The organism is Rhodococcus sp. 2H158, assembly GCF_053764755.1.
In genome coordinates, this window is sequence record NZ_JBSNCE010000013.1 from 50,166 (window position 1) to 73,365 (window position 23,200).

The window sequence follows — 23,200 nt, forward strand, 5'->3', positions numbered from 1 at the left end:
CGGTAACGTTTCGACCGTGGCAACTACTCACGGGTCGCGGGCCTCGCTCGCGAAGGATCCGCGCGAGGTCGCGTCGATGTTCGACGGCGTCGCCCAGCGATACGACATCACCAACACCGTGCTGTCCTTCGGGCAGGACCGCAGCTGGCGGCGCGCCACCCGGGCGGCACTGGACCTGCAGCCGGGGGAGCGGGTCCTCGATCTTGCCGCCGGCACCGGGGTGTCGACGGTGGAGCTCGGCCGGTCCGGCGCCTGGGTGGTGGCCACCGACTTCTCCAAGGGCATGCTGCAGGCGGGCGCGTTCCGGCAGGTGCCGATGGTCGCGGGCGACGCGATGCGCCTGCCCTTCGCCGACGCGGTGTTCGACGCCGCCACGATCTCGTTCGGCCTGCGCAACGTCACCGACTTCGACGCCGGACTGCGGGAGATCGCGCGGGTGACCAAGCCCGGAGGCCGCCTCGTGGTGTGCGAGTTCGCCACGCCCGTCTCGGCCCCGCTGCGCGTGCTCTATCTCGAATACCTGATGCGGGCACTGCCCCGGGTCGCGCGGACCGTCAGCAGCAACCCCGACGCCTACGTCTACCTCGCCGAGTCGATCCGCGCGTGGCCCACGCAGCCCGAGCTTGCCGAGCGGATCCAGGCCGCCGGCTGGCGGTCGGTGCAATGGCGCAACCTCACCGGCGGGATCGTGGCCCTGCACCGGGCGGTGCGCTGACCGGACCGTTCGGCCGGCGGGGTCAGGCGAAGAGCGGCCGACGGTCCCACCGCAGCGACGCGCCGCCACCGGCCCGCCACGCGCGTGCGACGAGATCCTCGTCGCGCTCGGTGACGAGGTTGCCCATGACCCGGACGGCCACCGTCATCAGCGCCGTCGAGCTCATCCCGACGGGCCCGGTGGCCGGCAGGAACCGCGGCAGCGTCAGCAGGCCGGCCAGCCGGCGGGCCGCGGAGAACGCCCGGCCGTAGCGTTCGCGCAGCAGAGCCGGCCACAGCTGCGTGAGGTCGTCCGCGCCGAGGACGCCGGCGACGAGCCGCCCGCCCTCGAGGCCGTAGTCGATGCCCTCGCCGTTGAGCGGGTTCACGCACGCCGCGGCATCACCGATCAGGGCCCAGTTCCGGCCCGCCACCCCGGACACCGCACCTCCCATCGGCAGCAGCGCCGACGCCACGCGGGTGGTCTCGCCGAGGCCCCACTCGCCGCGGCGCCGCGACGCGTACAGCTCGATCAGCGGCCGCAGCGATCCGGCGGCCGGTCGCTTCGCGGTGGCGAGGGTGCCCACTCCGATGTTGACCTCGCCGGTACCCAGGGGGAACACCCAGCCGTAGCCCGGGTGCAGCGCGCCGGCGTCGTCGCGTAGCTCCAGGTGCGACGTGATCCACGGGTCGTCGCTGCGGGGGGAGGTGGCGTAGGCGCGGGCCGCGACCCCGTACGCCGTGTCGCGGTGCCACTGCCGGCCGAGCAGCTTGCCCAGCGGGGACCGGACCCCGTCCGCCACGACGAGCCGCTCGCACGCGACGGTGCGCCGACCGCCCGCGGTCGCGAAGGTCACACCGGTCACCCGCGCCCCGTCGCGCTCGACGGCGACGGCCTTGGCGCCCTCGGCCATACCGGCGCCCGACTCGACGGCGGCTCGGCGGATCCGGTCGTCGAGTTCGGTGCGCGGCACGGCGCTGCCCTGCGCCGGGAACGAACCCGACGGCCACGGCAGCTCGAGGCTGCGGCCGAAACCCTCGAGCCGCAGGCCGCGGTTGACGGTGCGCGTGCGCACCCAGTCGCCGAGGCCGAGCCGGTCGAGTTCGGCCACCGCCCGCGGCGTCAGGCCGTCGCCGCACGTCTTGTCCCGGGGGAAGGTCGCGGCGTCGACGAGCAGCACGTCGCGCCCGGCGCGGGCCGCCCAGGCGGCGGCTGCCGACCCTGCGGGACCTGCGCCGACGACGAGCACGTCGGTACGGTCGGGGATCTCGGGAAGGTTGTGCCGCGGTTCGGACGCAGCGTGTTCTGCCACCACGGCTCCATCTTTCCAGGCACGGCTTCGGTGCCTCGGGGAGGTAGCCGACCGGCGGAGCGGCTAGGTTCACTACCGTGGAGCCGATTCGACAGCGGACAGCAACAGCCGGGTCGACAGAACAGGATGGGTATCTCATCGTGAGCACTGAAGGGGCGGCGCAGTCCGCCGGTCCGTCCGGCGCGACGTCGGACACGGTGGTGGCCGGGGTGGACCTCGGCGATCCGGTCCTGGCGGCCGCCGTCCGGGACGGCCTCGCCCGGGTCGAGGAACTGCTGATCTCGGAGCTGTCCGACGGCGAGGACTTCCTGACCGAGGTCGCGCTGCATCTCGCCAAGGCCGGCGGCAAGCGGTTCCGTCCGCTGTTCACCCTCCTCACCGCCCAGCTCGGGCCGGAGCCGGACGATGCGGCGGTCGTCACGGCGGCGACCGCCGTCGAACTGGTGCACCTGGCCACGCTGTACCACGACGACGTGATGGACGAGGCCACCATGCGCCGGGGGGCGCCCAGCGCCAACGCGCGGTGGAGCAACAGCGTCGCCATCCTCGCCGGGGACTTCCTGTTCGCCCACGCGTCGCGGCTGGTGTCGACCCTCGGCCCCGACGCCGTGCGGACCATCGCCGAGACGTTCGCCGAACTGGTGACCGGGCAGATGCGAGAGACCATCGGCACCGGGAAGGAACGGGACCCGGTCGAGCACTACCTCAAGGTGGTGTGGGAGAAGACGGGCTCGCTGATCGCGACGAGCGGGCGGTTCGGCGGGACGTTCTCCGGCGCGGATCCGGAACAGATCGCGCAACTGGAACGGCTCGGCGACGCCGTCGGCACCGCGTTCCAGATCGCCGACGACATCATCGACATCTCGTCGGCCTCGGTGGAGTCCGGCAAGACCCCGGGAACGGACCTGCGTGAGGGGGTCCACACCCTTCCGGTGCTCTACGCCTTCCGCGAGTCCGGACCCGAGGCCGACCGGCTGCGGGAACTACTGGCCGGGCCGGTGGAGGACGAGGCCGCCGTCGCCGAGGCCCTGATGCTCCTGGCACGGTCGCCGGGGATGGCCGCCGCGAAACGGACGCTGGGCGAGTACGCGGACAAGGCCCGCGCAGAGCTGGCGTCCCTGCCGCCGGGACCGGCGAACGAGGCCCTGCGACGGCTTGTCGACTACACGATCGCGCGCGTGGGGTAGACCCGGAAGCCGGGACGGCCGTTGCGGGGAGTGACGGTGGGGAACCCGCTCCCCGCCCTGTTTCGTTGAACATTCGAGCAAGATCGACGAATCGGGAAGAGGCGTGACGTGCACGGGTATGCGAACCGGCTGAAGACGGCGGGGCTCCTCATCGGGATGTCCGCCCTCATCGTGTTCATCGGTGCCCTGTTCCGGAACCCGACGATCCTGATCGGCTCGATCGTTCTCGCCGTCGGGATGAACGCCTACGCGTACTTCAACAGCGACAAGCTGGCGCTGCGTGCGATGCACGCCCAACCGATCACCGAGGTGGAGGCGCCGGTGGTCTACCGGATCGTGCGCGAGCTCGCGACCACGGCCCATCAGCCGATGCCCCGGCTGTACATCAGCCCGACCAACGCGCCCAACGCGTTCGCGACGGGCCGCGATCCCCGCCACGCGGCGGTGTGCTGCACCACCGGGATCCTGCAGCTCCTGAACGAGCGGGAGCTGCGCGCCGTGCTCGGGCACGAGCTGTCGCACGTCTACAACCGGGACATCCTGATCTCGTCGGTGGCCGGGGCGATGGCGGCGGTGATCTCGGGGCTGGCGAATCTCGCATTGTTTGCGAACATGTTCGGCAACCGCGACCAGGGCACCAATCCGCTGGCTCTGCTGCTGGTGTCGCTGCTCGGGCCCATCGCGGCGACGGTCGTCCGGCTCGCCGTGTCGCGCTCGCGCGAGTATCAGGCGGATCAGTCCGGCGCCGAACTCACCGGCGATCCGCTGGCGCTGGCGTCGGCGCTGCGCAAGCTCGAGCGGGGCACCCAGGCGGCGCCGCTGCCGCCCGAACCCCGGATCGCCGCGCAGTCGCACATGATGATCGCCAACCCGTTCCGGGCGGGGGAGCGGGTGAGCCGGTTGTTCTCGACCCACCCGCCCATGGCCGAGCGCATCGACCGGCTCGAGCGCATGGCCCGCGGCGGGTAGCGCCCCGGGGGCCTACCGGTAGTTGACGAACTGCAGCGCGATGTCGAGGTCGGCGTTCTTGAGCAGCGCGATCACGGCCTGCAGGTCGTCGCGCTTCTTGCTGCTCACGCGCAGCTCCTCGCCCTGGATCTGCGCCTTGACACCCTTCGGGCCCTCGTCGCGGATCAGCTTGGAGATCTTCTTGGCGTTCTCGGTGCTGATGCCCTGCACCAGGGACCCGCTGATCTTGTAGACCTTGCCGGACTGAGTGGGCTCGCCGGCGTCGAAGGACTTGAGGGAGAGGTTGCGGCGGATCAGCTTCTCCTTGAACACCTCGAGGGCGGCATTGACGCGCTCCTCCGTGTCGGCGGTCAGGGTGACGGACTCCTCGCCGCTCCACTCGATGCTCGCCCCGGTGTTGCGGAAGTCGAAGCGGGTGCCGAGTTCCTTGGCGGCCTGGTTCAGCGCGTTGTCCACCTCCTGCCGGTCGACCTTGCTCACCACATCGAACGACGAATCAGCCACGAGCACTCCACTTCGGATCGGTTCTGTACGGGTTGCCGCCCCGACGCTATCGGGTGGCGCAGTGCCGCTGTCCACCCGGTTTGCACAACAGGGGGGTGTGCGTTGTATTGTTTCAAACGCGCCAGGGACACGGTCCCGATCGCGCCCGGCAGGTTGCCCGAGCGGCCAATGGGAGCGGACTGTAAATCCGTCGGCTTACGCCTACGTAGGTTCGAATCCTACACCTGCCACCAGAACGGCCCCGATCCGAACGGATCGGGGCCGTTCTGCATGCAGTCGTTCGGGTTCCGGGACGCCGTCCGTGCCGGGTCCCGCGGGCGCTTCCAGACAGGGCCCGTCCCGGACCGGGGCCGGGGAGCCCCTCGCCAGGTGCTCGCGGACGCGGCCGGAAAGCCGATTTATGGCCCCTGAGCTGCTGATTTTGTTCCTGCAGAGGAGTGTGTGTAATCTTTTGGAGGCCGCAGCGAGCAGAGATGCTCACGGTGGTCGCGCCCCCTTAGCTCAGTCGGCAGAGCGTTTCCATGGTAAGGAAAAGGTCGACGGTTCGATTCCGTCAGGGGGCTCGCTGGATTGTGGTGCCGCCGTTGTTCGCGACACTCGACACCGAGGCGGTGTAGCTCAGTTGGTAGAGCAAACGACTCATAATCGTTGCGTCGCCGGTTCAAGTCCGGTCACCGCTACCAAAGTTGAATGAACCACCCTGATCGTCGTTGATCAGATTGACGCGAAAGAAGGCATCCCGTGGCCTCCTCAACCGACGTTCGGCCGAAGATCACCCTGGCCTGCGAGGTGTGCAAGCACCGCAACTACATCACGAAGAAGAACCGTCGCAACGACCCCGACCGGTTGGAGCTGAAGAAGTTCTGCCCCAACTGCGGCACTCATCGCGCCCACCGCGAGTCGAAGTAGTCGTACAGGGTCGACGTCGACGCGTGAGCTCTCCGCAAACTCGCCCACGCCGGCCGGCGTCCGGGCGAATTTGCGGGAGTTTTGCGTATGACGGGCATATCCGTGAGTGAAGAATCGGTCGTGGACGGCACCGAACAGGCCGGGATCCAGTTCGATGCAGCGGCACATGCGGCCTCGATGGTCGGCCATCACTATCGCGTCGAGGACTTCTACGAGGTCGGGCGCGAGAAGGTCCGCGAGTACGCGCGTGCCGTGCTGGACAACAATCCGGCGCACCACGACGAGGAAGCGGCCAAGGGCCTCGGCTACGACGGCCTCGTCGCCCCGCTGACCTTCGTCTCCATCGTCGGCATGATCGCCCAGCGCAAGCTGTTCGACGAGGTCGTCACCGGATACGACCTCAGCCAGATCATGCAGACGGACCAGCGGCTGGTGTTCCACCGGCCCATCCAGGTGGGTGATCGACTGTTCTGCGACGTGTACCTCGACGACTTCCGTCAGGCCGCCGGCAGCGACATCATCACCACCAAGAACATCATCACGGATCAGCACGACAACGTCGTGATGACCACGTGGACCACCCTGGTGGGCCGCACCGGTGGCGAGGTGGACGAGAACATCGCCCACGCAGTCAAGGATGTGATGATGCATGTCGCTCCGTAGGTTCGAGGACGTCTCGGTCGGGGAGGAGCTGCCCGGGCGGGTGGTCACGCTCACCCGCGGCAACCTCGTGAACTACGCGGGTGTGTCGGGTGATCCCAACCCGATCCACTGGAGCGACGAGGTCGCCAAGCTCGCCGGCTTGCGCGATGTGGTCGGCCACGGCATGCTCTCCATGGGCATCGCGGCCGGCTTCGTCACCGACTGGCTCGGTGACCCAGGAGCGGTGACCGAGTACAACGTTCGGTTCACCAGTCCGGTCTACGTCGAGGCCCACCGGGCCGCCGAGGTGGAGTTCTCCGGCAAGGTCAAGTCGGTGGACGCGGACAGCAAGACAGCAGTGGTCGCGATCGTGGCAAAGTCCGAAGGGCGTAAGATCTTCGGGCGGGCCACGGCAACGGTCCGTCTGGCCTGACCGGCCGGGCGGATTGGGTTTGTCCCGGGGCTATGAAGTACACTAAGACTTCTGGGATCGCATAGCGCAGCGCGCTGCTCTCGAGGACCTCGACGGTCCGCGGGGTGGCGCGCGTGTCATGTGGTCGCAGATGGGTCGATCGAGACGCCGGTTCCCGGCGGAGGCATCGACCAAAGGGGCGTAGCTCAATTGGCAGAGCAGCGGTCTCCAAAACCGCAGGTTGCAGGTTCAAGTCCTGTCGCCCCTGCCCCCGGACGGCCAGCGACCGAGAGGAACGATGTGAGCGAGGAGCGCGGTAAGCGCGACGGCGGTACCGCAGGGACTTCCAACCCTGTCGACGCCGGATCGGCGACCGACGCGACCCCCGACGCTTCCTCCGCGTCCGCTGCTCCCACCGGCAAGAGGTCCCAGCGGCGTTCGGCCGCTCCGGCGTCGACCGCGGTGGCTGCCACCCGGCGGCCCGACTCGAAGGCGGCAGCCAAGTCCGCCCCCCGCTCCGGTGCCCAGGGCACGGAGAACATCTTCAAGCGCCTGCGGCGCTTCTTCCGTGAGGTCCTCGCCGAGCTCCGCAAGGTGATCTGGCCGAATCGCAAGCAGCTGGTCACGTACACGACCGTCGTCGTGGTCTTCGTGGCGGTCATGACCGCGCTCATCTTTGGATTGGATCTGGCGTTCGTGAAGGGCGTCAGCTGGTTGTTCGGTTAGCGCGTCAGCGTGCCGGCGAATGTGATCGACGAGAGGAAAGTGCCCGGTGAGCACCCCCGAGAACGACTCCTACGAGCCCTCGGCCGAAGAGCGCGTTTCGGACGAGGTCTTTGTTGACGACTCCGTGACCGCGGACGCGGCCGACGAGTCGGCAGAGGCGGGCATCGAAACCGACGAGACGGCCGGCGACGAGCCCGAAGCGCCCGTGGAGGCACAGGCCGACGAGGTGACCGAAGAGGCACAGGCCGAAGAGGCACAGGCCGACGAGGTGGCCGAGGAGGTCGACCCGGCGGAGGCCCTCGAGAAGCAGCTGCGGCTCGAGCCCGGCGACTGGTACGTCGTGCACTCCTACGCCGGCTACGAGAACAAGGTCAAGGCCAACCTCGAGACCCGCGTGCAGAACCTGGACCTGAGCGAGTACATCTTCCAGGTCGAGGTGCCCACCGAAGAGGTCACCGAGATCAAGAACGGCCAGCGCAAGCAGGTCAACCGCAAGGTCCTGCCGGGCTACATCCTGGTGCGCATGGAGCTGAACGACGAGTCGTGGGGCGCTGTGCGCAACACCCCCGGCGTCACCGGGTTCGTGGGTGCCACCTCGCGCCCGTCGCCGCTGACGATCAAAGAGGTCGTGAAGTTCCTGCTGCCGCAGCAGGCGAAGAAGAAGCCCGCCGCTGCCGCCGCCACGACCGCCGAGGGCGCCGCGACCGCCGTCAAGCCCGCCATCGAGGTGGACTTCGAGGTCGGCGAGTCCGTCACCGTGATGGACGGACCGTTCGCGACGCTGCCGGCTTCGATCAGCGAGGTCAACGCCGAGCAGCAGAAGCTCAAGGTCCTGGTGTCGATCTTCGGTCGTGAGACCCCGGTGGAGCTGTCCTTCAACCAGGTGTCGAAGATCTGACGGTCCGACCCACTCAAGCTTGCGATAGCAGTACGCAAGAACCACACCGAGCAAGAAACTAGGAATAGAGATGCCCCCGAAGAAGAAGAAGATTGCCGGGCTCATCAAGCTCCAGATCCAGGCAGGTCAGGCCAACCCGGCTCCGCCGGTCGGCCCCGCGCTGGGTCAGCACGGCGTCAACATCATGGAGTTCTGCAAGGCGTACAACGCCGCGACCGAGTCGCAGCGCGGCAACGTCGTGCCGGTCGAGATCACGGTCTACGAGGACCGCTCGTTCGACTTCAAGCTGAAGACCCCGCCGGCCGCCAAGCTGCTGCTGAAGGCCGCGGGCGTGCAGAAGGGCTCCGGCGAGCCGCACAAGACCAAGGTCGCCAAGGTCACCATGGACCAGGTGCGCGAGATCGCCAAGACCAAGCAGGAAGACCTGAACGCCAACGACGTCGAGGCCGCCGCGAAGATCATCGCCGGCACCGCGCGTTCGATGGGCATCACGGTCGAGGGCTGAGTGCCGCGACGCCCGCGTTGTGACACCGCAGGGCTGACGAAGCCCCGGAGCAGGAACCCGTGGGAGGGCCGGCCAGGCTCGACAACCACGACCGAACCATTCACCTTCCGGTGACAAGTTAGGACAGAACAATGGCAAAGCGCAGCAAGGCGTACCTCGCCGCCGCTGAGAAGATCGACGCCTCGGCGCTCTACAGCCCCCTCGCGGCCGCTCGGCTCGCGAAGGAGACCTCGTCGAAGAACTACGACGCCACCGTCGAGGTCGCCATGCGCCTCGGTGTGGACCCCCGCAAGGCGGACCAGATGGTTCGCGGCACGGTCAACCTGCCGCACGGCACCGGTAAGACCGCCCGCGTCATCGTGTTCGCGGTCGGCGAGAAGGCCGCCGAGGCCGAGGCCGCGGGTGCGGACGCCGTCGGCGCGGAGGACCTGATCGAGCGGATCCAGGGCGGTTGGCTGGACTTCGACGCCGCGATCGCGACCCCGGACCAGATGGCCAAGGTCGGCCGCATCGCGCGTGTCCTCGGTCCGCGTGGCCTGATGCCGAACCCGAAGACGGGTACGGTCACCCCGGCTGTCGCCAAGGCTGTCGCCGACATCAAGGGCGGCAAGATCAACTTCCGCGTCGACAAGAACTCGAACCTGCACTTCGTGATCGGCAAGGCGTCGTTCGACGACGCGAAGCTGGTGGAGAACTACGGTGCCGCCCTGGACGAGGTCCTGCGCGCGAAGCCGTCCACGGCGAAGGGGCGTTACGTCAAGAAGGTGACGATCGCGACCACCACCGGCCCGGGCATCCCGGTGGACCCGTCGCGCACTCGCAACCTCCTGGAGGACGCCGAGTAGGAGGCTGGTCTCCAGTCTTCGCGGTCAGCGCACGAAACGGCCGGCACGGAACTGCTCCGTGCCGGCCGTTTTGCGTCCACGCATCCGGTCGGGTACGCTTGCCTGCGGAGTTCGGCGCGTGCCGATCTTCACCCCGATCATGTTCTACCCAAGACCGTTGGTCACCGGATCCGCTTGCGGACTCGGTTGAAGGTCCGGGATTGCCCGGCGGCCCACGCAGGAGGACGAGGTAGGGGAGATACGACATCGCTTGCGATGCCGTCTTTCTCTCTGTACGCCCCGTGTGCCCTGCACCGGGGCGTTTTGCATTTTGCGGATTTCGAGTGGAACTTCCCGAGCGGGAAAACGACTGTTACTGAGAGGAGGCGAAGTATGGCAAAGCCTGAGAAGGTTTCTGCGGTTGCGGAGATCACCGAGCAGTTCAAGGACTCGACGGCCGCCGTGATCACGGAGTTCCGTGGTCTGTCGGTGACCAGTCTGACGCAGCTGCGACGCGCTCTCGGAGAGGGTGCCACCTACTCCGTCGCCAAGAACACCCTGGTCAAGCGCGCCGCCGCAGAGGCGGGCGTCGAGGGCCTTGACGACCTGTTCGTCGGACCGACCGCCATTGCGTTCATCAAGGGCGAGCCGGTCGACGCTGCGAAGGCCCTGAAGACCTTCGCGAAGGACAACAAGGCGCTCGTCATCAAGGGCGGCTACATGGACGGCGCTGCGCTGTCCGTGGATCAGGTCAACCAGATCGCGGACCTCGAGTCCCGCGAGGTGCTGTTGGCCAAGCTCGCCGGCGCGATGAAGGGCAACTTGGCAAAGGCCGCCGGCCTGTTCAACGCTCCTGCCTCGCAGGTGGCCCGTCTCGCGGCCGCTCTGCAGGAGAAGATGGCGGACCAGGAGTCTGCCGCAAGCTGATCCGCACCATCGCGAATCACTGACCCACCCACCCCGCGCGCCCCGGCGCGCATCCCATCCGGTCGCGGATCAGCGACATGGGATCCACAAGGAAGGACCGCCACCATGGCGAAGCTCACCACCGAAGAGCTGCTCGACGCGTTCAAGGAACTGACCCTCCTCGAGCTCTCGGAGTTCGTGAAGGCCTTCGAGGAGACCTTCGAGGTCACCGCTGCCGCTCCGGTCGCCGTCGCCGCCGCCGGTGCCCCGGCCGCCGCCGCCGAGGCCGAGTCCGAGCAGGACGAGTTCGACGTCATCCTCGAGGGTGCCGGCGAGAAGAAGATCCAGGTCATCAAGGTCGTCCGTGAGATCGTCTCGGGCCTCGGCCTGAAGGAGGCCAAGGACCTCGTCGAGGGTGCTCCGAAGCCGATCCTGGAGAAGGTCGCCAAGGATGCCGCCGAGGCTGCCAAGGCGAAGCTCGAAGAGGCCGGCGCCAAGGTCGCCGTCAAGTAAGACGAACCCGGCTGCTCGACCGCACCGCGGTCGAGCGCTTCGGCAAGGCCGCTGCCCACGGACTCACGTCCGTGGGCAGCGGCCTTTTCGCGCATTCGTGACCGGTTTGCCGAGCGCGCGGAAACCATCCGCGCTAAGTTGACCTCGGTGCCGCACGGGGACGGCATAAGCGCAGGTCATCCCCCTGATCGAAGGGGGTTATGCCCGAGTTGACCTGTGTTCTTACTCGCTAGTAGGATCCCGTGTCACAGGTAACACTTCGATGCGCTACAGTGACGCAATCCACAGTGGGGAACAGCATCGAGCCGTGCGGAGGTAATGGTGGGAGTCGAAGTAGCTGTCGAGGGGTTGACGAAGTCCTTCGGGTCTCAGCGGATCTGGCAGGACGTGACGTTGACGCTGCCGGCGGGTGAGGTGTCGGCGCTGCTGGGCCCGTCGGGTACGGGCAAGTCGGTGTTCCTCAAGTCGCTGATCGGTCTGCTGCGGCCCGAGCAGGGCTCGATCGTCATCGACGGCACCGACATCCTGCAGTGCTCGAGCAAGGAGCTCTACGAGATCCGCAAGCTGTTCGGGGTGCTGTTCCAGGACGGTGCGCTGTTCGGATCGATGAACCTCTACGACAACGTGGCGTTCCCGCTGCGCGAGCACACCAAGAAGTCCGAGTCCGACGTCCGCAAGATCGTGATGGAGAAGCTCGAGCTCGTGGGTCTGCTCGGTGCCGAGGACAAGCTGCCCGGGGAGATCTCCGGCGGCATGCGCAAGCGGGCCGGGCTGGCGCGGGCGCTGGTGCTCGATCCGCAGATCATCCTGGTCGACGAGCCGGACTCGGGGCTGGATCCGGTGCGCACCACCTACATCAGCCAGACGTTGATCGACATCAATGCCGAGATCGACGCGACGATCCTGATCGTCTCGCACAACATCAACCTGGCGCGGACGGTGCCGGACAACATCGGGATGCTGTTCCGCCGGGAGCTGGTGATGTTCGGTCCGCGTGAGGTGCTGCTCACCAGTGACGAGCCGGTGGTCAAGCAGTTCCTCAACGGCACGATGATCGGGCCGATCGGGATGTCGGAGGAGAAGGACGAGGCGACGATGGCGCAGGAGCAGGCCCTCGTAGACGCCGGGCACCACGCGGGTGGGGTGGAGGACGTCGAGGGCATCGTGCCGCAGATGAAGGCCACCCCGGGGATGCCCGAGCGGCAGGCGGTGTGGCGCCGGCAGGAGCGGGTGCGGCACATCCTGCACACCCTGCCCGAGGCCGCTCAGCAGGCGATCCTCGAGTCCTTCGAGGAGACCGCCGGGACGCACGCCGCGCCGGCCTACCCCGAGCATTCCTTCCGCGACGACGACACGCAGGTCATCCCGGCGTACCCCGGTGACGGGTACGACGAGTCCGCCCGCCACAGAAGCTAGGAGCACACATGGGGGTCGGATCGGGCACCAGCTCGTTCGTGCGTCCGATACACGGTGCACTCACCCAGGCCGGAAACATCGTCGAGCTGTTCGTCGACGTCGTGCGGAACACCTTCCGCCGGCCGTTCCAGTTCCGCGAGTTCATCGAGCAGGCGTGGTTCATCGCGAGCGTCACGATCCTGCCCACCGCCCTCGTGGCAATCCCGTTCGGCGCTGTGGTCTCGCTGCAGACCGGGTCGCTGATCAAGCAGCTCGGCGCGGAGTCGTTCACCGGCGCCGCCAGCGTGCTGGCCGTGATCCAGCAGGGCAGTCCCATCGTGACCGCGCTGCTGATCGCCGGCGCGGCCGGCTCCGCGGTCACCGCCGATCTCGGATCGCGCACCATCCGCGAGGAGATCGACGCCATGGAGGTGCTCGGCATCAACCCCGTGCAACGCCTGGTGGTCCCGCGCGTGCTCGCGATGGTTCTCATCGCGCTGCTGCTCAACGGACTCGTCTCCGTCGTCGGCATCGCCGGCGGCTACTTCTTCAACGTGATCCTGCAGGGCGGTACCCCGGGCGCCTACCTGGCGTCCTTCTCGGCCCTCGCCCAGTTGCCCGACCTCTACGTGGCCGAGATCAAGGCGGCGATCTTCGGTGTCATCGCCGGCGTCGTCGCGGCCTACAAGGGCCTGCACCCCGGTGCCGGACCGAAGGGGGTCGGCGAGGCCGTCAACCAGACCGTCGTCATCACCTTCCTTCTGTTGTTCTTCGCGAACCTGATCCTGACGATGGTGTACCTGCAGATCGTTCCGGCGAAGGGATCCTGACTCGATGACAATCGCAAAGGGCCGCGGAGACGTCATCTGGCTCCGCGGGCGCAGAATCGTGCGCGCTCCTCTCGACATGCTGGATCGGGCAGGCGACCAGATGTCGTTCTACGCGCGGGCCATCGCGTGGACCCCGCGCACCCTCGTCCACTACCGCAAGGAGGTGCTGCGGCTGCTCGCCGAGGTCACCTTCGGCAGCGGCGCGCTCGCCGTCATCGGCGGCACCATCGGCGTCATCGCCATGATGTCCGGTTTCACCGGCGTCGTCGTGGGTCTGCAGGGCTACGCCGCCCTCGAGCAGCTCGGCTCCTCGGTGCTCACCGGCTTCCTGTCGGCGTACGTCAACACGCGTGAGCTCGCCCCGATCGTCGCGGCCCTGGCGCTGTCGGCGACGGTGGGCTGTGGCTTCACCGCCCAGCTCGGTGCGATGCGGATCAGCGAGGAGATCGACGCGCTCGAGGTGATGGCGGTGCCGTCGGTGCCGTTCCTCGTCACCGCCCGGATGATCGCCGGTTTCGTCGCCGTCATTCCGCTGTACATCATCGGCCTGCTCGCCGCGTACCTCGCGACACGCGTGATCAGCACCATGTTCAACGGGCAGTCGTCGGGTTCGTACGACCACTACTTCAATCTGTTCCTGCCGCCCGAGGACGTGCTGTACTCCTTCGGGAAGGTCCTCGTCTTCGCCTTCTTCCTGATCCTCATCCACTGCTACTACGGCTTCAACGCCAGTGGGGGCCCCGCGGGCGTCGGCGTGGCCGTCGGCCGTGCGGTGCGCACCGCGATCGTCACGATCGCCGTGCTCGACTTCTTCCTCAGCCTCGCCATCTGGGGCACGACCACGACCGTGAGGGTGGCCGGATGAACCCGACTCCCTCGACCCTCAAGCGGAGGGTTCTCGGCCTGCTGTTCTTCGTCGTGCTGGGTCTGTTCCTGTTCGTCACCATCGCGATGTACAACAAGACGTTCAAGAAGGTCGTCGAGGTGGACCTCGTGACCGACGAGGTCGGCAACGCGCTGCCGATGAACGCGGACGTGAAGGTGCGCGGACTGATCGTCGGCGAGGTGCGCGGCACGTCGGCCGAGAGCGGGACGGTGACCGCACATCTCGCGCTCGAACCGGACAAGGCCGGCCTGATCCCCGCGAACGCGACCGCACAGCTGCTACCGAAGACGTTGTTCGGGGAGCGTTACGTCTCGCTGATCCTCCCGGACCGGCCGGCGCGCCCGATCCAGGCGGGGGACACCCTGATGCAGGACACGAGCGCCGAGACCGTCGAACTCGGCGAGGTGCTCGACGGGCTGCTGCCCCTGCTCGAGGCCATCCCGCCGCAGGACCTCGCGAACACCCTCGGCGCCCTGGCCCAGGGCCTGAGCGGCCGCGGCGAGACCCTCGGGCAGACCGTGGACCGGCTCGAGCAGGTGTTCCGCGAGGTCAACGTGGAGCTCCCGGCCGTGCAGGAGGACCTGCGCGGGCTCGCGGACTTCTCCCAGACCTACTCCGACGCCGCGCCCGATCTGATCAGCGCCCTCGACAACCTGCGCACCACCGGCAACACCGTGGTGGAACAGGAGAACCAGCTCGAGACGCTGCTGGTCACGGCGACGGGGGCGTCGTCGGCGACCGCCGGGCTGCTCGAGCAGAACGCCGGCTCGATCATCAGCATTGCCGCCGACTCCAAGCAGGCCCTGCAGTTGCTGGCCCGGTACTCGCCGTCGTACCCGTGCATGCTGAAGGGCTTCGCCGACGCGGCACCTGCGGCTGCGGGGGTGCTCGCGGCCGACGATCCGTTCCCCGGCGTGCGGGCGAGTGTCCAGTTCGTCAATCCGAAGGGCCGGTACCTGCCGAACCAGGACGAGCCGCGCCTGCTCGACGTCCGCGGCCCCACCTGCTACGACAACGTCACGGCCCCGGGCCGGTTCTTCCCGCAGTACCCCGGCGGTTCGGTCAACGACGGCTCCTACCAGGTGCCGTCCCGCAACCCGGGCCCGGAGACCATGTCGTACTTCCCGGCGCCCGAGGGGTCCGGGGTGCCGGACGACGTCGGCGAGCTGATCGGGACGACCCCGGCGACGACGCAGGTCTCGTACACCGGGTCGCGTGCCGAGCAGGACACCCTCGGCGTCGTGTACGCGGAGGCGACGGGCATCGCGCCCGAGGACGTGCCGACCTGGACGACGCGCCTGGGCGCGCCCGCACTGCGTGGAACGGAGGTGAGCTTCCGATGAGAGGCCTGGCAGCACCGCTGATCAAGCTGATCGTCTTCGCCGTGGTCACGATCCTCGCCACCGGAATGCTCGCGGCGACCATCGCGAGCCTCGGCGGCGGCGGTGGCACGAAGTTCCACGCGATCTTCACGGACGTGACGTCGCTCAACAAGGGCGACGACATCCGTATCGCCGGCGTCCGCGTCGGCCAGGTCGAGAAGATCGAGATCGTCGACCGGCGCGAGGCGCGCGTGACGTTCTCGATGTCCGACCGGGACTGGCTGCCCGCCGCGACGACCGCGACGATCCGCTACCGGACGCTCGTCGGCCAGCGCTACATCGCCCTCGACCAGGGCGAGGGCATGCAGGGGATGAAGCTGACCGGTGGCGACACCATCCCGCTGGAGCGCACCAAGCCGGCCGTGAACCTGACCACCCTGTTCAACGGGTTCCGGCCCCTGTTCCAGACCCTGAGCGCTGAGGACGTCAACACGCTGTCGTCGCAGATAGTCCAGGTGTTCCAGGGCGAGGCCGGGACCATCGACGACCTGGTGCGCACGACGGCGAGCCTGACCAACACGATCGCCGACAAGGACCGGGTGATCGGTGCGGTCATCGACAACCTGAACTCGGTGCTCACCAACATCAACGAGCGGGACGATCAGCTCGACTCGTTGCTCGTCAACACGCAGGCGCTGGTCAGCGGGCTGGCCGCCGACCGCGACACGGTGGGTGCGGCCGTGCAGTCGCTGGCCGGGCTGACGGACGCGACGGCCGATCTGCTCGAGCCGACCCGGCCGGCCATCGCCGGCTCCGTCACGGCGGTGCAGCAGCTCGGGGCGAACCTGAACAGCAACCGCGACGCGGTCGACGAGGTCCTCGCCACCCTTCCGGTCAAGCTCGAGAAGCTGGGCCGGGTCGCGAGCTACGGGTCGTGGTTCCAGTTCTACCTGTGCGGCATCGACGTGATCGCCGGCCCGGGTTCGGTTCCGTACCTGAACCTGCCGACCGGCCTGCCCACGGTGAACCAGCCGATCTACACCAACGCCGCCAAGCGGTGCACGCAGGACGGGATGCAGGAGTTGCAGGGACGATGAGCACACGTCGCAGTCCGGCCGTGTCCGGCGCCCTCGGGATTCTCGTGGTCCTGCTGGCCACCCTGTCGGCGTTCTTCCTGGACTCGCTGCCGATCATCGGGGCCGGCGCCACCTACCGGGCGGAGTTCACCGAGGCGGCCGGCCTCAAGCCCACCAACGAGGTGCGCATCGCCGGAGTCAAGGTCGGTCAGGTCACCGACATCGAGCTCGACGGCGACCGGGTGCTCGTGTCGTTCAAGGTCAAGGACGCCTGGCTCGGCAACGACACCTCGGCCTCGATCCAGATCAAGACCATCCTCGGCCAGAAGTACCTCGCCCTCGAGCCGCGGGGCACCGAGGTGCTCGACCCGGACGATCGGATCCCGTTGTCGCGCACCGTCGCCCCGTACGACGTGATCGAGGCGTTCTCGTCCGCGGCCACCACCCTGGGCGAGATCGACTCGGAACAGCTGGCCACGAGCTTCGACACGCTCTCGGAGGCGTTCTCGCAGACACCGGACGACATCCGGGCCTCGCTCGACGGAGTCACCCGGCTCTCGCAGACCGTTGCGAGCCGGGACCAGGAGCTCAAACGGCTGCTCGAGGCGACCGGCCGGACCTCGCAGATTCTCGCCGACCGCAACGCGGAGTTCAACCGGCTGATCAGCGACGGCGCCCTGCTGATCGCAGAACTCAACAACCGGCAGCAGGCCATCTCGCAGCTGCTGACGGGCACGCAGCGGCTGTCTGCCGAGCTGACCGGTCTGGTCCGCGACAACGAGGCGACGATCGGCCCGGCGCTCGACCAGCTCCGGGGAGTGGTGCAGATCCTGCAGGACCGCAACGACGATCTGGACCGCGCGATGAAGCTGTACGAGCCGTTCGTCCGGCTGTACTCGAATGTCGTCGGCAACGGCCGCTGGTTCGACCAGGTCGTCGTGAACCTCATTCCGCCCGGATTGCCCGAGATCCCCGGATACCGCGATCCGGTTCGCACGTTGGGAGAGAACTGATGTCGCATGCCGAGTCCGGTGGCGGCTCACGGCGCGGCCCGATGGTGCTGCTGATCGCCGCGATCACCGCGGCCGTGGTACTGATCGCCGGTGTGCTGTGGTGGGTCTTCAACCGCATGGGAACCACCGAGATCACGGCGTACTTCGACAAGGCCGTCGGGGTGTACGAGGGGTCCGGCGTCCGGGTCCTCGGCGTCGAGGTCGGCAAGGTCACCGCGGTCGTTCCCGAAGGGGACCAGGTGCGGGTGGACATGCGTGTCGACCGCGGCGTCGACATCCCCGCCGACGCCAAGGCCGTGCAGATCACCCCGTCGGTCGTCGCGGACCGCTACGTGCAGCTCGCCCCGGTGTACACCGGTGGCGAGACGATGGCCGACGGCGCCGTCATCCCGCGGGAACGGACCGCCACCCCGGTGGAGGTGGACCAGCTGTACGCCAGCGTCGACGAGCTGTCGCGGGCGCTCGGTCCCGAGGGCGCCAACAAGGACGGTGCCCTGACGCGGTTCGTGGAGACCGGCGCCGAGAATCTCGAAGGCAACGGTGCCGCGCTCGGCCAGACCATCGAGCAGCTCTCCGCCGCGTCGCGCACGCTCAACGAGTCGCGCGGCGACCTGTTCGGCACCATCGAGAACCTGCAGGTCTTCGTGTCCGCGCTGGCGGCCAACGATCAGCAGGTGCGCGAGTTCAACGCGCAGCTGTCGGACCTGTCGGGCTATCTGGCCGGCGAGCGGGAGAATCTCGGGCTCGCGCTGAACCAGCTGTCGGAGTCGCTCGGGGTGGTCGCGCAGTTCGTGAACGACAATCAGGCGGCGTTGAAGGACAACGTGGACGCTCTGGTCCCGGTGACGAACAACCTTGCCGCCAACCGGGATTCACTGGTGAACTCGCTGACCCTGCTGCCCCTGGCGGTGAGCAACCTCGTCAACTCCTACGACGCGGAGTCCGGGTCGCTCGCCTCCCGCCTGGTGGTGACCGATCTGCAGGATCCGGCGGGCGTGATGTGCAAGCTCATCGACCTCGGTCGGCTCGTGCCGGGTGACCCGAGGTTCGAGCAGCTCGGCCGGCAGATGCAGCCGCTGATCGATCAGTGTTCCGGCCTCGCCGAGCAGATCACCAACGACGTCCGGACCCCGGATCTGATCCTGCCGTTCGGAGTCCTGAGCGGCGAGAACATCCAGCGCCGGGTGGTTCCCGGCACGGTGCCCGGTGTCGAGTCACCGCGCCTGGACCTGGAGAGGGGCGGACAGTGAGACGCTCGGCGATTCTCGGTGCCGGGGCCTGCGTGACGGCCCTGGCGGTGTCGGGGTGCGGCGGGGCTGCGAGCCTCCCCCTGCCCGGTGGTGCGGACGTCGGGTCCGACCCGATCCACGTGACCGTGCAGTTCGACGACGTGCTCGATCTCGTGCCGCAGTCCACCGTCAAGGTGGACGGCGTGCCCGTCGGCCGGGTGGAGACGGTCGCCGTCGGTCCCGACGGGTGGACCGCCGACGTCGGGATCGTGGTCGACTCGGCAGTGGAGCTGCCGGCCAACGCGTATGCCGCGGTGGAGCAGACCAGCCTGCTGGGCGAGAAGTTCGTCCAGCTAAGTCCGCCGCCGAGCGACCCGTCGCGCGAACTGCTCGCCGACGGCGACGTCATTCCGCTGGACCGGACCCGGCACGCCACGGAACTCGAGCCCGTGCTCGGCGCCCTCTCGCTGCTGCTCAACGGCGGCGGCGTCGGCCAGCTGCAGCCGGTGGTCGAGGAGCTGTCCACCGCGTTCGAGGGCCGGGAAGGCACCACGAAGAGCCTTCTGCAACAGGCGGATCGGCTCATCGACGGTCTCAACCAGCAACGCGACGACATCACCCGCGCCCTCGACGGCCTCGATGTGCTCACCGTCCGGGTCGCGGAACAGAACGACCGCATCGCGGCGATCCTCGACGACCTGCCGGTGGCCACCGCGGTGCTCGAACAGCAGCGGCCCCAGCTGACCGAACTGCTCGGCCAGCTCGACCGCCTGGGGACGGTGGGCACCGACGTGCTCGATCAGTCCAAGGAGGACCTCATCGCCGACCTGCTGGCCCTGCGCCCCACCCTGCAGCAGCTCGCCGCTTCCGGCGACGATCTGGTGAAGGCGCTGCCGTTCATCCCGACGGTGCCGTTCCCGGACGGGGTCGAGAAGATCGCCCTCGGTGGCTCGGTCAACCTGTTCCTCGCCGTGGACCTGCAGATCGGGGACGCGCTGGCCTCGCTCGGCGTCGGTCAGGGCGAGCCGGTCTACCGGCAGCCGAAGTTCGGCGAGCCCAAGCCCGTCGTGGATCCGTCGAACCCGTACTACAACGGCAACGGGCCGAGGCCGGGCTGGCCGACGGTCTCGCTGCTGCCGGTGCTGCCGGCGCCGACGCTGCCCGTCGGACTCGAACTGCCGCCGGGGGTGACGTTGCCCGGTCAGCCGGCCGCGGCGGCGGACACCGGCGACGACCCAGTGCCGGCCAATCCGCTGGAGGGCCTGTTGAACCAGCTCGGAGTCGGGGGAGGGCGATGATGAGATCGCGAATGCTGCGGATACAGCTGGTCGCGTTCGTGGTGATCGCGCTGCTCGGGGTGGTGTTCGTCGGCGCGCGGTACGTCCGCCTCGACAACCTGCTCGGGTTCGGGCAGTACACCGTCCACGCACGGTTCGCCGATTCGGGCGGCATCTTCACCAACGCCGAGGTCACCTACCGGGGCGTGCCGGTGGGGCGGGTCGGCGAACTCGGCCTGACCGAGGACGGCATCGACGTCACGCTGCTCCTCGACAACGGCGGGCCGCAGATCCCCGCGTCCACCCGTGCCGTGGTGGCGAACCGGTCGGCGATCGGCGAGCAGTACGTCGATCTGCAACCGGATACCGACGAGGGTCCCTACCTCGAAGCGGGATCGGTCATCGGGCAGGACGTCACCGACGTGCCCGTGCCCGTGCAGGACCTGCTGGTGAGCACGAACGCGCTCGTCCGGTCGGTGCCGGTGGACTCGCTGCGCACGGTGGTGACCGAACTGGGGGCGGCGTTCGACGGCCGCGGTGGCCAGCTGCAGACCCTCGTGGACTCCCTGGCCCAGCTCAGCGAGGCCGGTGTGCAGTACCTGCCGCAGACGGTGTCGCTGATCCGCGACAGTCGGACGGTGCTCGACACCCAGTCGGTGCAGGCGTCGGCGATCCGGCAGTTCAGCGCGGATCTGGACCTGGTGACCGCGCAGCTGCGCGACAGCGACCCGGACGTCCGTCGCCTCCTCGAGACCGGGACGGCGGCGAGCGAGGAGCTCACTCAGCTGGTCGCGGACTCGGGCCCCGGCCTGACGGCGAACCTGACGAACCTGGCGCTGCTCGGCGACAAGCTCGGCCCGCAGGCCGTCGCGTTGCAGCCGCTGCTCGCGTTCCTGCCGGCCGTGGCGGCCAGCGCCGGGACGGTGGCGCCCGGCGACGGCGCGGTCCGGCAGGGGATCCTGCTCGAGACGAACAACCCGCCGTCGTGCACCCTCGGGTACGAGGGCACTCAGGCGATCCTCGACGAGATGCAGCGCCGGGATCCCAACTTCGACGACACCCAACAGGACTTTCCGTTCAACACGGAGGCGTCCTGTGAGGCCCCGCAGGGCAGCGTCACCGGCGTGCGGAGCGCGAACCGGATCGTGTTCGCCGACCCGGCGACGATCCAACCGTGGGACTTCACGCCGAAGCAGGATCCGGACAAGCTCAATCTGAATCCGATCGCGACGCAGCTCGCGCCGCTGCTCGGAGTCACCCCGAAGTAGGTAAGTAGGTTGGTGCAGTGACCGCAGACACGACGTCCCGTCCCCCGCAGACGGCGGGGGCGGGCGGCGACAAGATACGCAGGATCGTCCTGGCAGTGGTGAGCGTGCTGGCGGTGATCGCCCTCGTGGCGGCCGCCTGGTTCGGCGTCGGATGGGGGCGGGCCCTGCTCGCCGACCGCCCGACGGCCGATGCGCGGGACGCCGCCCTGTCCGGGGCGATGCAGGCCGCGATCAACCTCAACAGCGTCGACGCCGCCGACGTCGACCGGTCGATCGAGAACATGCGTTCGTCGATCACCGGTGAGGCCCTGAACAACGACCTGGCCGCGACGGAGCAGCAGATCCGTCAGCAGGTGGCACAGACGGGCACGGGCATGTCGGCGAACGTGCTGTTCGGCTCCCTGACGGCGCTGGACACAGACGCGAACACGGCGAACGCCCTGATTGTCCTGGCGGTGAAGACCACCTGGCCCGACAACTTCGTCGAGAACAAGGTCACCGTGAACGTGGCGATGCGCAAGGACGGCGACATCTGGAAGGCGGAGACGATCCAGCCGCTGGACTCGGTGCAGCTCGGCGGCGGCCCCGTGGAAGGAGCGCAGCAACCCGCGCCACCGGCCGATCCCGCGCCCGCACCGGGCGATCCTGCGCCCGCACCGGCCGATCCCGGATCCGCCGGAGGCGAGTGAGCCATGAAGGAGAGTGTGTAGTGCCCCCGCAGCGTCGCAAGCCCAATCCGATGGGTCCCCCGAGGGGCCGGCGGCCCAAGATCGCGGGAACGGGCCGGACCCCGGCCCCGGGCGGTGCCGCCCGCCCCGAGACCACCGGGTCCGCGACGACCGGGTCCGCGACGACCGGGCCTGCGACGACCGGGTCCGCGACGACCGGGCCCGCGACGACCGGGCCCGCGACGACCGGGCCCGCGACGACCGGGCCCGCGACGACCGGGCCCGCGACCACCGGACCCGCGGCGACCGGGCCCGCGACGACCGCGACCACCGCGCCGCAGGCGCCCACACCGGCCCCGGTGGAGCCGGCCGGGAAAGCCCCCACGGCTTCCGGGTCCGAGACGGCCCGGAAGAGCGGTCCCGGCCTGCGCACGCCGGCACCGGTCGGGGACGCCGGAGCGGAGCCGGAGCCGGGGGAGCAGCCCGGCGGCACCGTCGCGCGCGGCAGCTGGCGCCCGGTGGCGATCCTCGGCGGTGCCGCGGTCGCACTCGGTGCGTTCGCCGCGGTCGCTGCCGCCCGTCCCGGCGCGACGGTGAGCAACGAGGCGTGGGTCAACAGCGCCGCGACGGCGGAGGTCACCGCTGCCGCCGGCAATGCGATCGAGACGATGCACGGCTACAACCACGAGACGATCGACCAGGACTTCGCCGAGATCCGCGAGGTCCTCACCCCGCCGATGCGGGAGGAGTTCGATCTGACCGCGGAGGTCACCAAGCAGGCCGCGGTGCAGACGCACACCGCGACGGAGGTGCGGATCGACCACATCGGTGCGTCGATGCTCGACGACGACCGCGCCGAGGTCGCGGCGTTCATCAGCGTCAGCGCGACGGGCGACGCGGTCGCCCAGGGCAGTGCGTCGGCGCCGCTGCTGGTGCGGATGGAGAGGATCGACGGCAAGTGGCTGGTCTCCGAGATCCGGGACCGGTGACGGACGTTCCGACGGGACAATCGGCCTGGTTGCTCTTGACGCGGGCGGCGTGAGCGGTCACTCTATCGGTACGCACGCACGAATACGCGTCCTGGGCGCCCGGGGTCGGGCGCTTCTTTTCGTGCCGTCGCTCGACATCTGCGACTTTTGGGTGTAAGTTCGGACTTTGCGCTGGCTGCCTCCTGTCCATCCCTCGACCGCATCGCCGGGAGCGTTGCCCTCCGGGGCTCGTTCCGCCGACTTCGT

Annotated in this window: 25 protein-coding genes and 4 tRNA genes; 27 read left to right on the plus strand and 2 right to left on the minus strand. The window is 68.8% G+C overall.

Going from position 1 to position 23,200, the window contains the following annotated elements; translation table 11 throughout:
* The first annotated feature begins 16 nt into the window (after positions 1–16).
* Positions 17–715: a demethylmenaquinone methyltransferase gene (locus tag ACWPOB_RS14430; RefSeq protein ID WP_100059087.1), complete on the plus strand. Its 699-nt coding sequence runs from the start codon at positions 17–19 to the stop codon at positions 713–715.
* A 22-nt stretch (positions 716–737) separates the two neighbouring features.
* Here ACWPOB_RS14430 and ACWPOB_RS14435 read toward each other — a convergent pair whose 3' ends face one another.
* Positions 738–2,009: a geranylgeranyl reductase family protein gene (locus tag ACWPOB_RS14435; RefSeq protein WP_455401247.1), complete on the minus strand. Its 1,272-nt coding sequence runs from the start codon at positions 2,007–2,009 to the stop codon at positions 738–740.
* Positions 2,010–2,146: 137 nt separating this feature from the next.
* On the opposite strand from ACWPOB_RS14435, the gene ACWPOB_RS14440 reads away from it, so the two are divergent.
* Together ACWPOB_RS14440 and htpX are read left to right on the plus strand one after the other, a co-directional pair.
* Positions 2,147–3,193 (plus strand): polyprenyl synthetase family protein, encoded by a 1,047-nt coding sequence (locus ACWPOB_RS14440; protein ID WP_455401248.1) that lies wholly within the window; start codon positions 2,147–2,149, stop codon positions 3,191–3,193.
* 108 nt (positions 3,194–3,301) lie between these two features.
* Entirely contained in the window at positions 3,302–4,162 is an 861-nt protein-coding gene (gene htpX / locus ACWPOB_RS14445; RefSeq protein ID WP_100056089.1) for a zinc metalloprotease HtpX, read from the plus strand.
* Positions 4,163–4,174: 12 nt separating this feature from the next.
* Here htpX and ACWPOB_RS14450 read toward each other — a convergent pair whose 3' ends face one another.
* A complete protein-coding gene (locus ACWPOB_RS14450; RefSeq protein ID WP_006940864.1) occupies positions 4,175–4,666 on the minus strand; it encodes a YajQ family cyclic di-GMP-binding protein in 492 nt (163 codons plus the stop codon).
* Between the two features lie 147 nt (positions 4,667–4,813).
* Between ACWPOB_RS14450 and ACWPOB_RS14455 the strand changes: the two genes are divergently transcribed.
* The 24 genes from ACWPOB_RS14455 to ACWPOB_RS14570 all read left to right on the plus strand — a co-directional run bounded on the left by ACWPOB_RS14455 (position 4,814) and on the right by ACWPOB_RS14570 (position 22,954).
* Positions 4,814–4,899: transfer RNA gene (locus ACWPOB_RS14455), tRNA-Tyr, on the plus strand.
* Between the two features lie 257 nt (positions 4,900–5,156).
* A tRNA-Thr gene (locus ACWPOB_RS14460) sits at positions 5,157–5,229 on the plus strand.
* 44 nt (positions 5,230–5,273) lie between these two features.
* Positions 5,274–5,349 (plus strand) — tRNA-Met (locus ACWPOB_RS14465).
* 58 nt (positions 5,350–5,407) lie between these two features.
* Positions 5,408–5,575, plus strand: coding sequence for a 50S ribosomal protein L33 (gene rpmG / locus ACWPOB_RS14470; protein ID WP_003937613.1), 168 nt, complete (start codon positions 5,408–5,410; stop codon positions 5,573–5,575).
* 87 nt (positions 5,576–5,662) lie between these two features.
* The gene (gene hadA / locus ACWPOB_RS14475) at positions 5,663–6,238 is read left to right on the plus strand and encodes a (3R)-hydroxyacyl-ACP dehydratase subunit HadA (protein WP_006940869.1); all 576 of its coding nucleotides are present in this window, start codon (positions 5,663–5,665) and stop codon (positions 6,236–6,238) included.
* Positions 6,225–6,650, plus strand: a complete 426-nt coding sequence (gene hadB / locus ACWPOB_RS14480; protein ID WP_100056090.1) for a (3R)-hydroxyacyl-ACP dehydratase subunit HadB — start codon at positions 6,225–6,227, stop codon at positions 6,648–6,650. Before hadA ends, hadB begins: the two co-directional genes overlap by 14 nt.
* A 174-nt stretch (positions 6,651–6,824) precedes the next feature.
* Positions 6,825–6,897 (plus strand) — tRNA-Trp (locus ACWPOB_RS14485).
* Between the two features lie 32 nt (positions 6,898–6,929).
* Positions 6,930–7,355: a preprotein translocase subunit SecE gene (gene secE, locus ACWPOB_RS14490; RefSeq protein WP_100056091.1), complete on the plus strand. Its 426-nt coding sequence runs from the start codon at positions 6,930–6,932 to the stop codon at positions 7,353–7,355.
* A 46-nt stretch (positions 7,356–7,401) separates the two neighbouring features.
* The gene (gene nusG, locus ACWPOB_RS14495; RefSeq protein WP_455401249.1) at positions 7,402–8,253 is read left to right on the plus strand and encodes a transcription termination/antitermination protein NusG; all 852 of its coding nucleotides are present in this window, start codon (positions 7,402–7,404) and stop codon (positions 8,251–8,253) included.
* 70 nt (positions 8,254–8,323) lie between these two features.
* The gene (gene rplK, locus ACWPOB_RS14500; RefSeq protein WP_003937618.1) at positions 8,324–8,758 is read left to right on the plus strand and encodes a 50S ribosomal protein L11; all 435 of its coding nucleotides are present in this window, start codon (positions 8,324–8,326) and stop codon (positions 8,756–8,758) included.
* Between the two features lie 131 nt (positions 8,759–8,889).
* A complete protein-coding gene (rplA, locus tag ACWPOB_RS14505) occupies positions 8,890–9,603 on the plus strand; it encodes a 50S ribosomal protein L1 (protein ID WP_100056093.1) in 714 nt (237 codons plus the stop codon).
* 372 nt (positions 9,604–9,975) lie between these two features.
* The gene (gene rplJ, locus ACWPOB_RS14510) at positions 9,976–10,509 is read left to right on the plus strand and encodes a 50S ribosomal protein L10 (RefSeq protein WP_006940886.1); all 534 of its coding nucleotides are present in this window, start codon (positions 9,976–9,978) and stop codon (positions 10,507–10,509) included.
* 105 nt (positions 10,510–10,614) lie between these two features.
* Positions 10,615–11,001, plus strand: a complete 387-nt coding sequence (rplL, locus tag ACWPOB_RS14515) for a 50S ribosomal protein L7/L12 (protein ID WP_100056094.1) — start codon at positions 10,615–10,617, stop codon at positions 10,999–11,001.
* A gap of 318 nt (positions 11,002–11,319) precedes the next feature.
* Positions 11,320–12,417 (plus strand): ABC transporter ATP-binding protein, encoded by a 1,098-nt coding sequence (locus ACWPOB_RS14520; RefSeq protein ID WP_455401250.1) that lies wholly within the window; start codon positions 11,320–11,322, stop codon positions 12,415–12,417.
* Positions 12,418–12,425: 8 nt separating this feature from the next.
* Positions 12,426–13,226 (plus strand): MlaE family ABC transporter permease, encoded by an 801-nt coding sequence (locus ACWPOB_RS14525; RefSeq protein ID WP_006931311.1) that lies wholly within the window; start codon positions 12,426–12,428, stop codon positions 13,224–13,226.
* A gap of 4 nt (positions 13,227–13,230) precedes the next feature.
* Positions 13,231–14,091 (plus strand): MlaE family ABC transporter permease, encoded by an 861-nt coding sequence (locus ACWPOB_RS14530; protein WP_455401251.1) that lies wholly within the window; start codon positions 13,231–13,233, stop codon positions 14,089–14,091.
* Positions 14,088–15,455 (plus strand): MCE family protein, encoded by a 1,368-nt coding sequence (locus ACWPOB_RS14535; protein ID WP_100056095.1) that lies wholly within the window; start codon positions 14,088–14,090, stop codon positions 15,453–15,455. Before ACWPOB_RS14530 ends, ACWPOB_RS14535 begins: the two co-directional genes overlap by 4 nt.
* Complete coding sequence (locus ACWPOB_RS14540) at positions 15,452–16,531, plus strand: MCE family protein (RefSeq protein ID WP_100056096.1); 1,080 nt, start codon at positions 15,452–15,454, stop codon at positions 16,529–16,531. Before ACWPOB_RS14535 ends, ACWPOB_RS14540 begins: the two co-directional genes overlap by 4 nt.
* Complete coding sequence (locus ACWPOB_RS14545) at positions 16,528–17,523, plus strand: MCE family protein (RefSeq protein ID WP_100056097.1); 996 nt, start codon at positions 16,528–16,530, stop codon at positions 17,521–17,523. The genes ACWPOB_RS14540 and ACWPOB_RS14545 overlap by 4 nt, the downstream gene beginning before the upstream one ends.
* Positions 17,523–18,773, plus strand: a complete 1,251-nt coding sequence (locus ACWPOB_RS14550) for an MCE family protein (protein WP_100056098.1) — start codon at positions 17,523–17,525, stop codon at positions 18,771–18,773. Before ACWPOB_RS14545 ends, ACWPOB_RS14550 begins: the two co-directional genes overlap by 1 nt.
* The gene (locus ACWPOB_RS14555) at positions 18,770–20,050 is read left to right on the plus strand and encodes an MCE family protein (RefSeq protein WP_455401252.1); all 1,281 of its coding nucleotides are present in this window, start codon (positions 18,770–18,772) and stop codon (positions 20,048–20,050) included. The genes ACWPOB_RS14550 and ACWPOB_RS14555 overlap by 4 nt, the downstream gene beginning before the upstream one ends.
* Positions 20,050–21,297: an MCE family protein gene (locus tag ACWPOB_RS14560; protein ID WP_455401317.1), complete on the plus strand. Its 1,248-nt coding sequence runs from the start codon at positions 20,050–20,052 to the stop codon at positions 21,295–21,297. The genes ACWPOB_RS14555 and ACWPOB_RS14560 overlap by 1 nt, the downstream gene beginning before the upstream one ends.
* A 95-nt stretch (positions 21,298–21,392) precedes the next feature.
* Positions 21,393–21,986, plus strand: a complete 594-nt coding sequence (locus ACWPOB_RS14565; protein WP_455401318.1) for a hypothetical protein — start codon at positions 21,393–21,395, stop codon at positions 21,984–21,986.
* A 20-nt stretch (positions 21,987–22,006) separates the two neighbouring features.
* Complete coding sequence (locus ACWPOB_RS14570) at positions 22,007–22,954, plus strand: hypothetical protein (RefSeq protein ID WP_455401253.1); 948 nt, start codon at positions 22,007–22,009, stop codon at positions 22,952–22,954.
* The last annotated feature ends 246 nt before the right edge of the window (positions 22,955–23,200 follow it).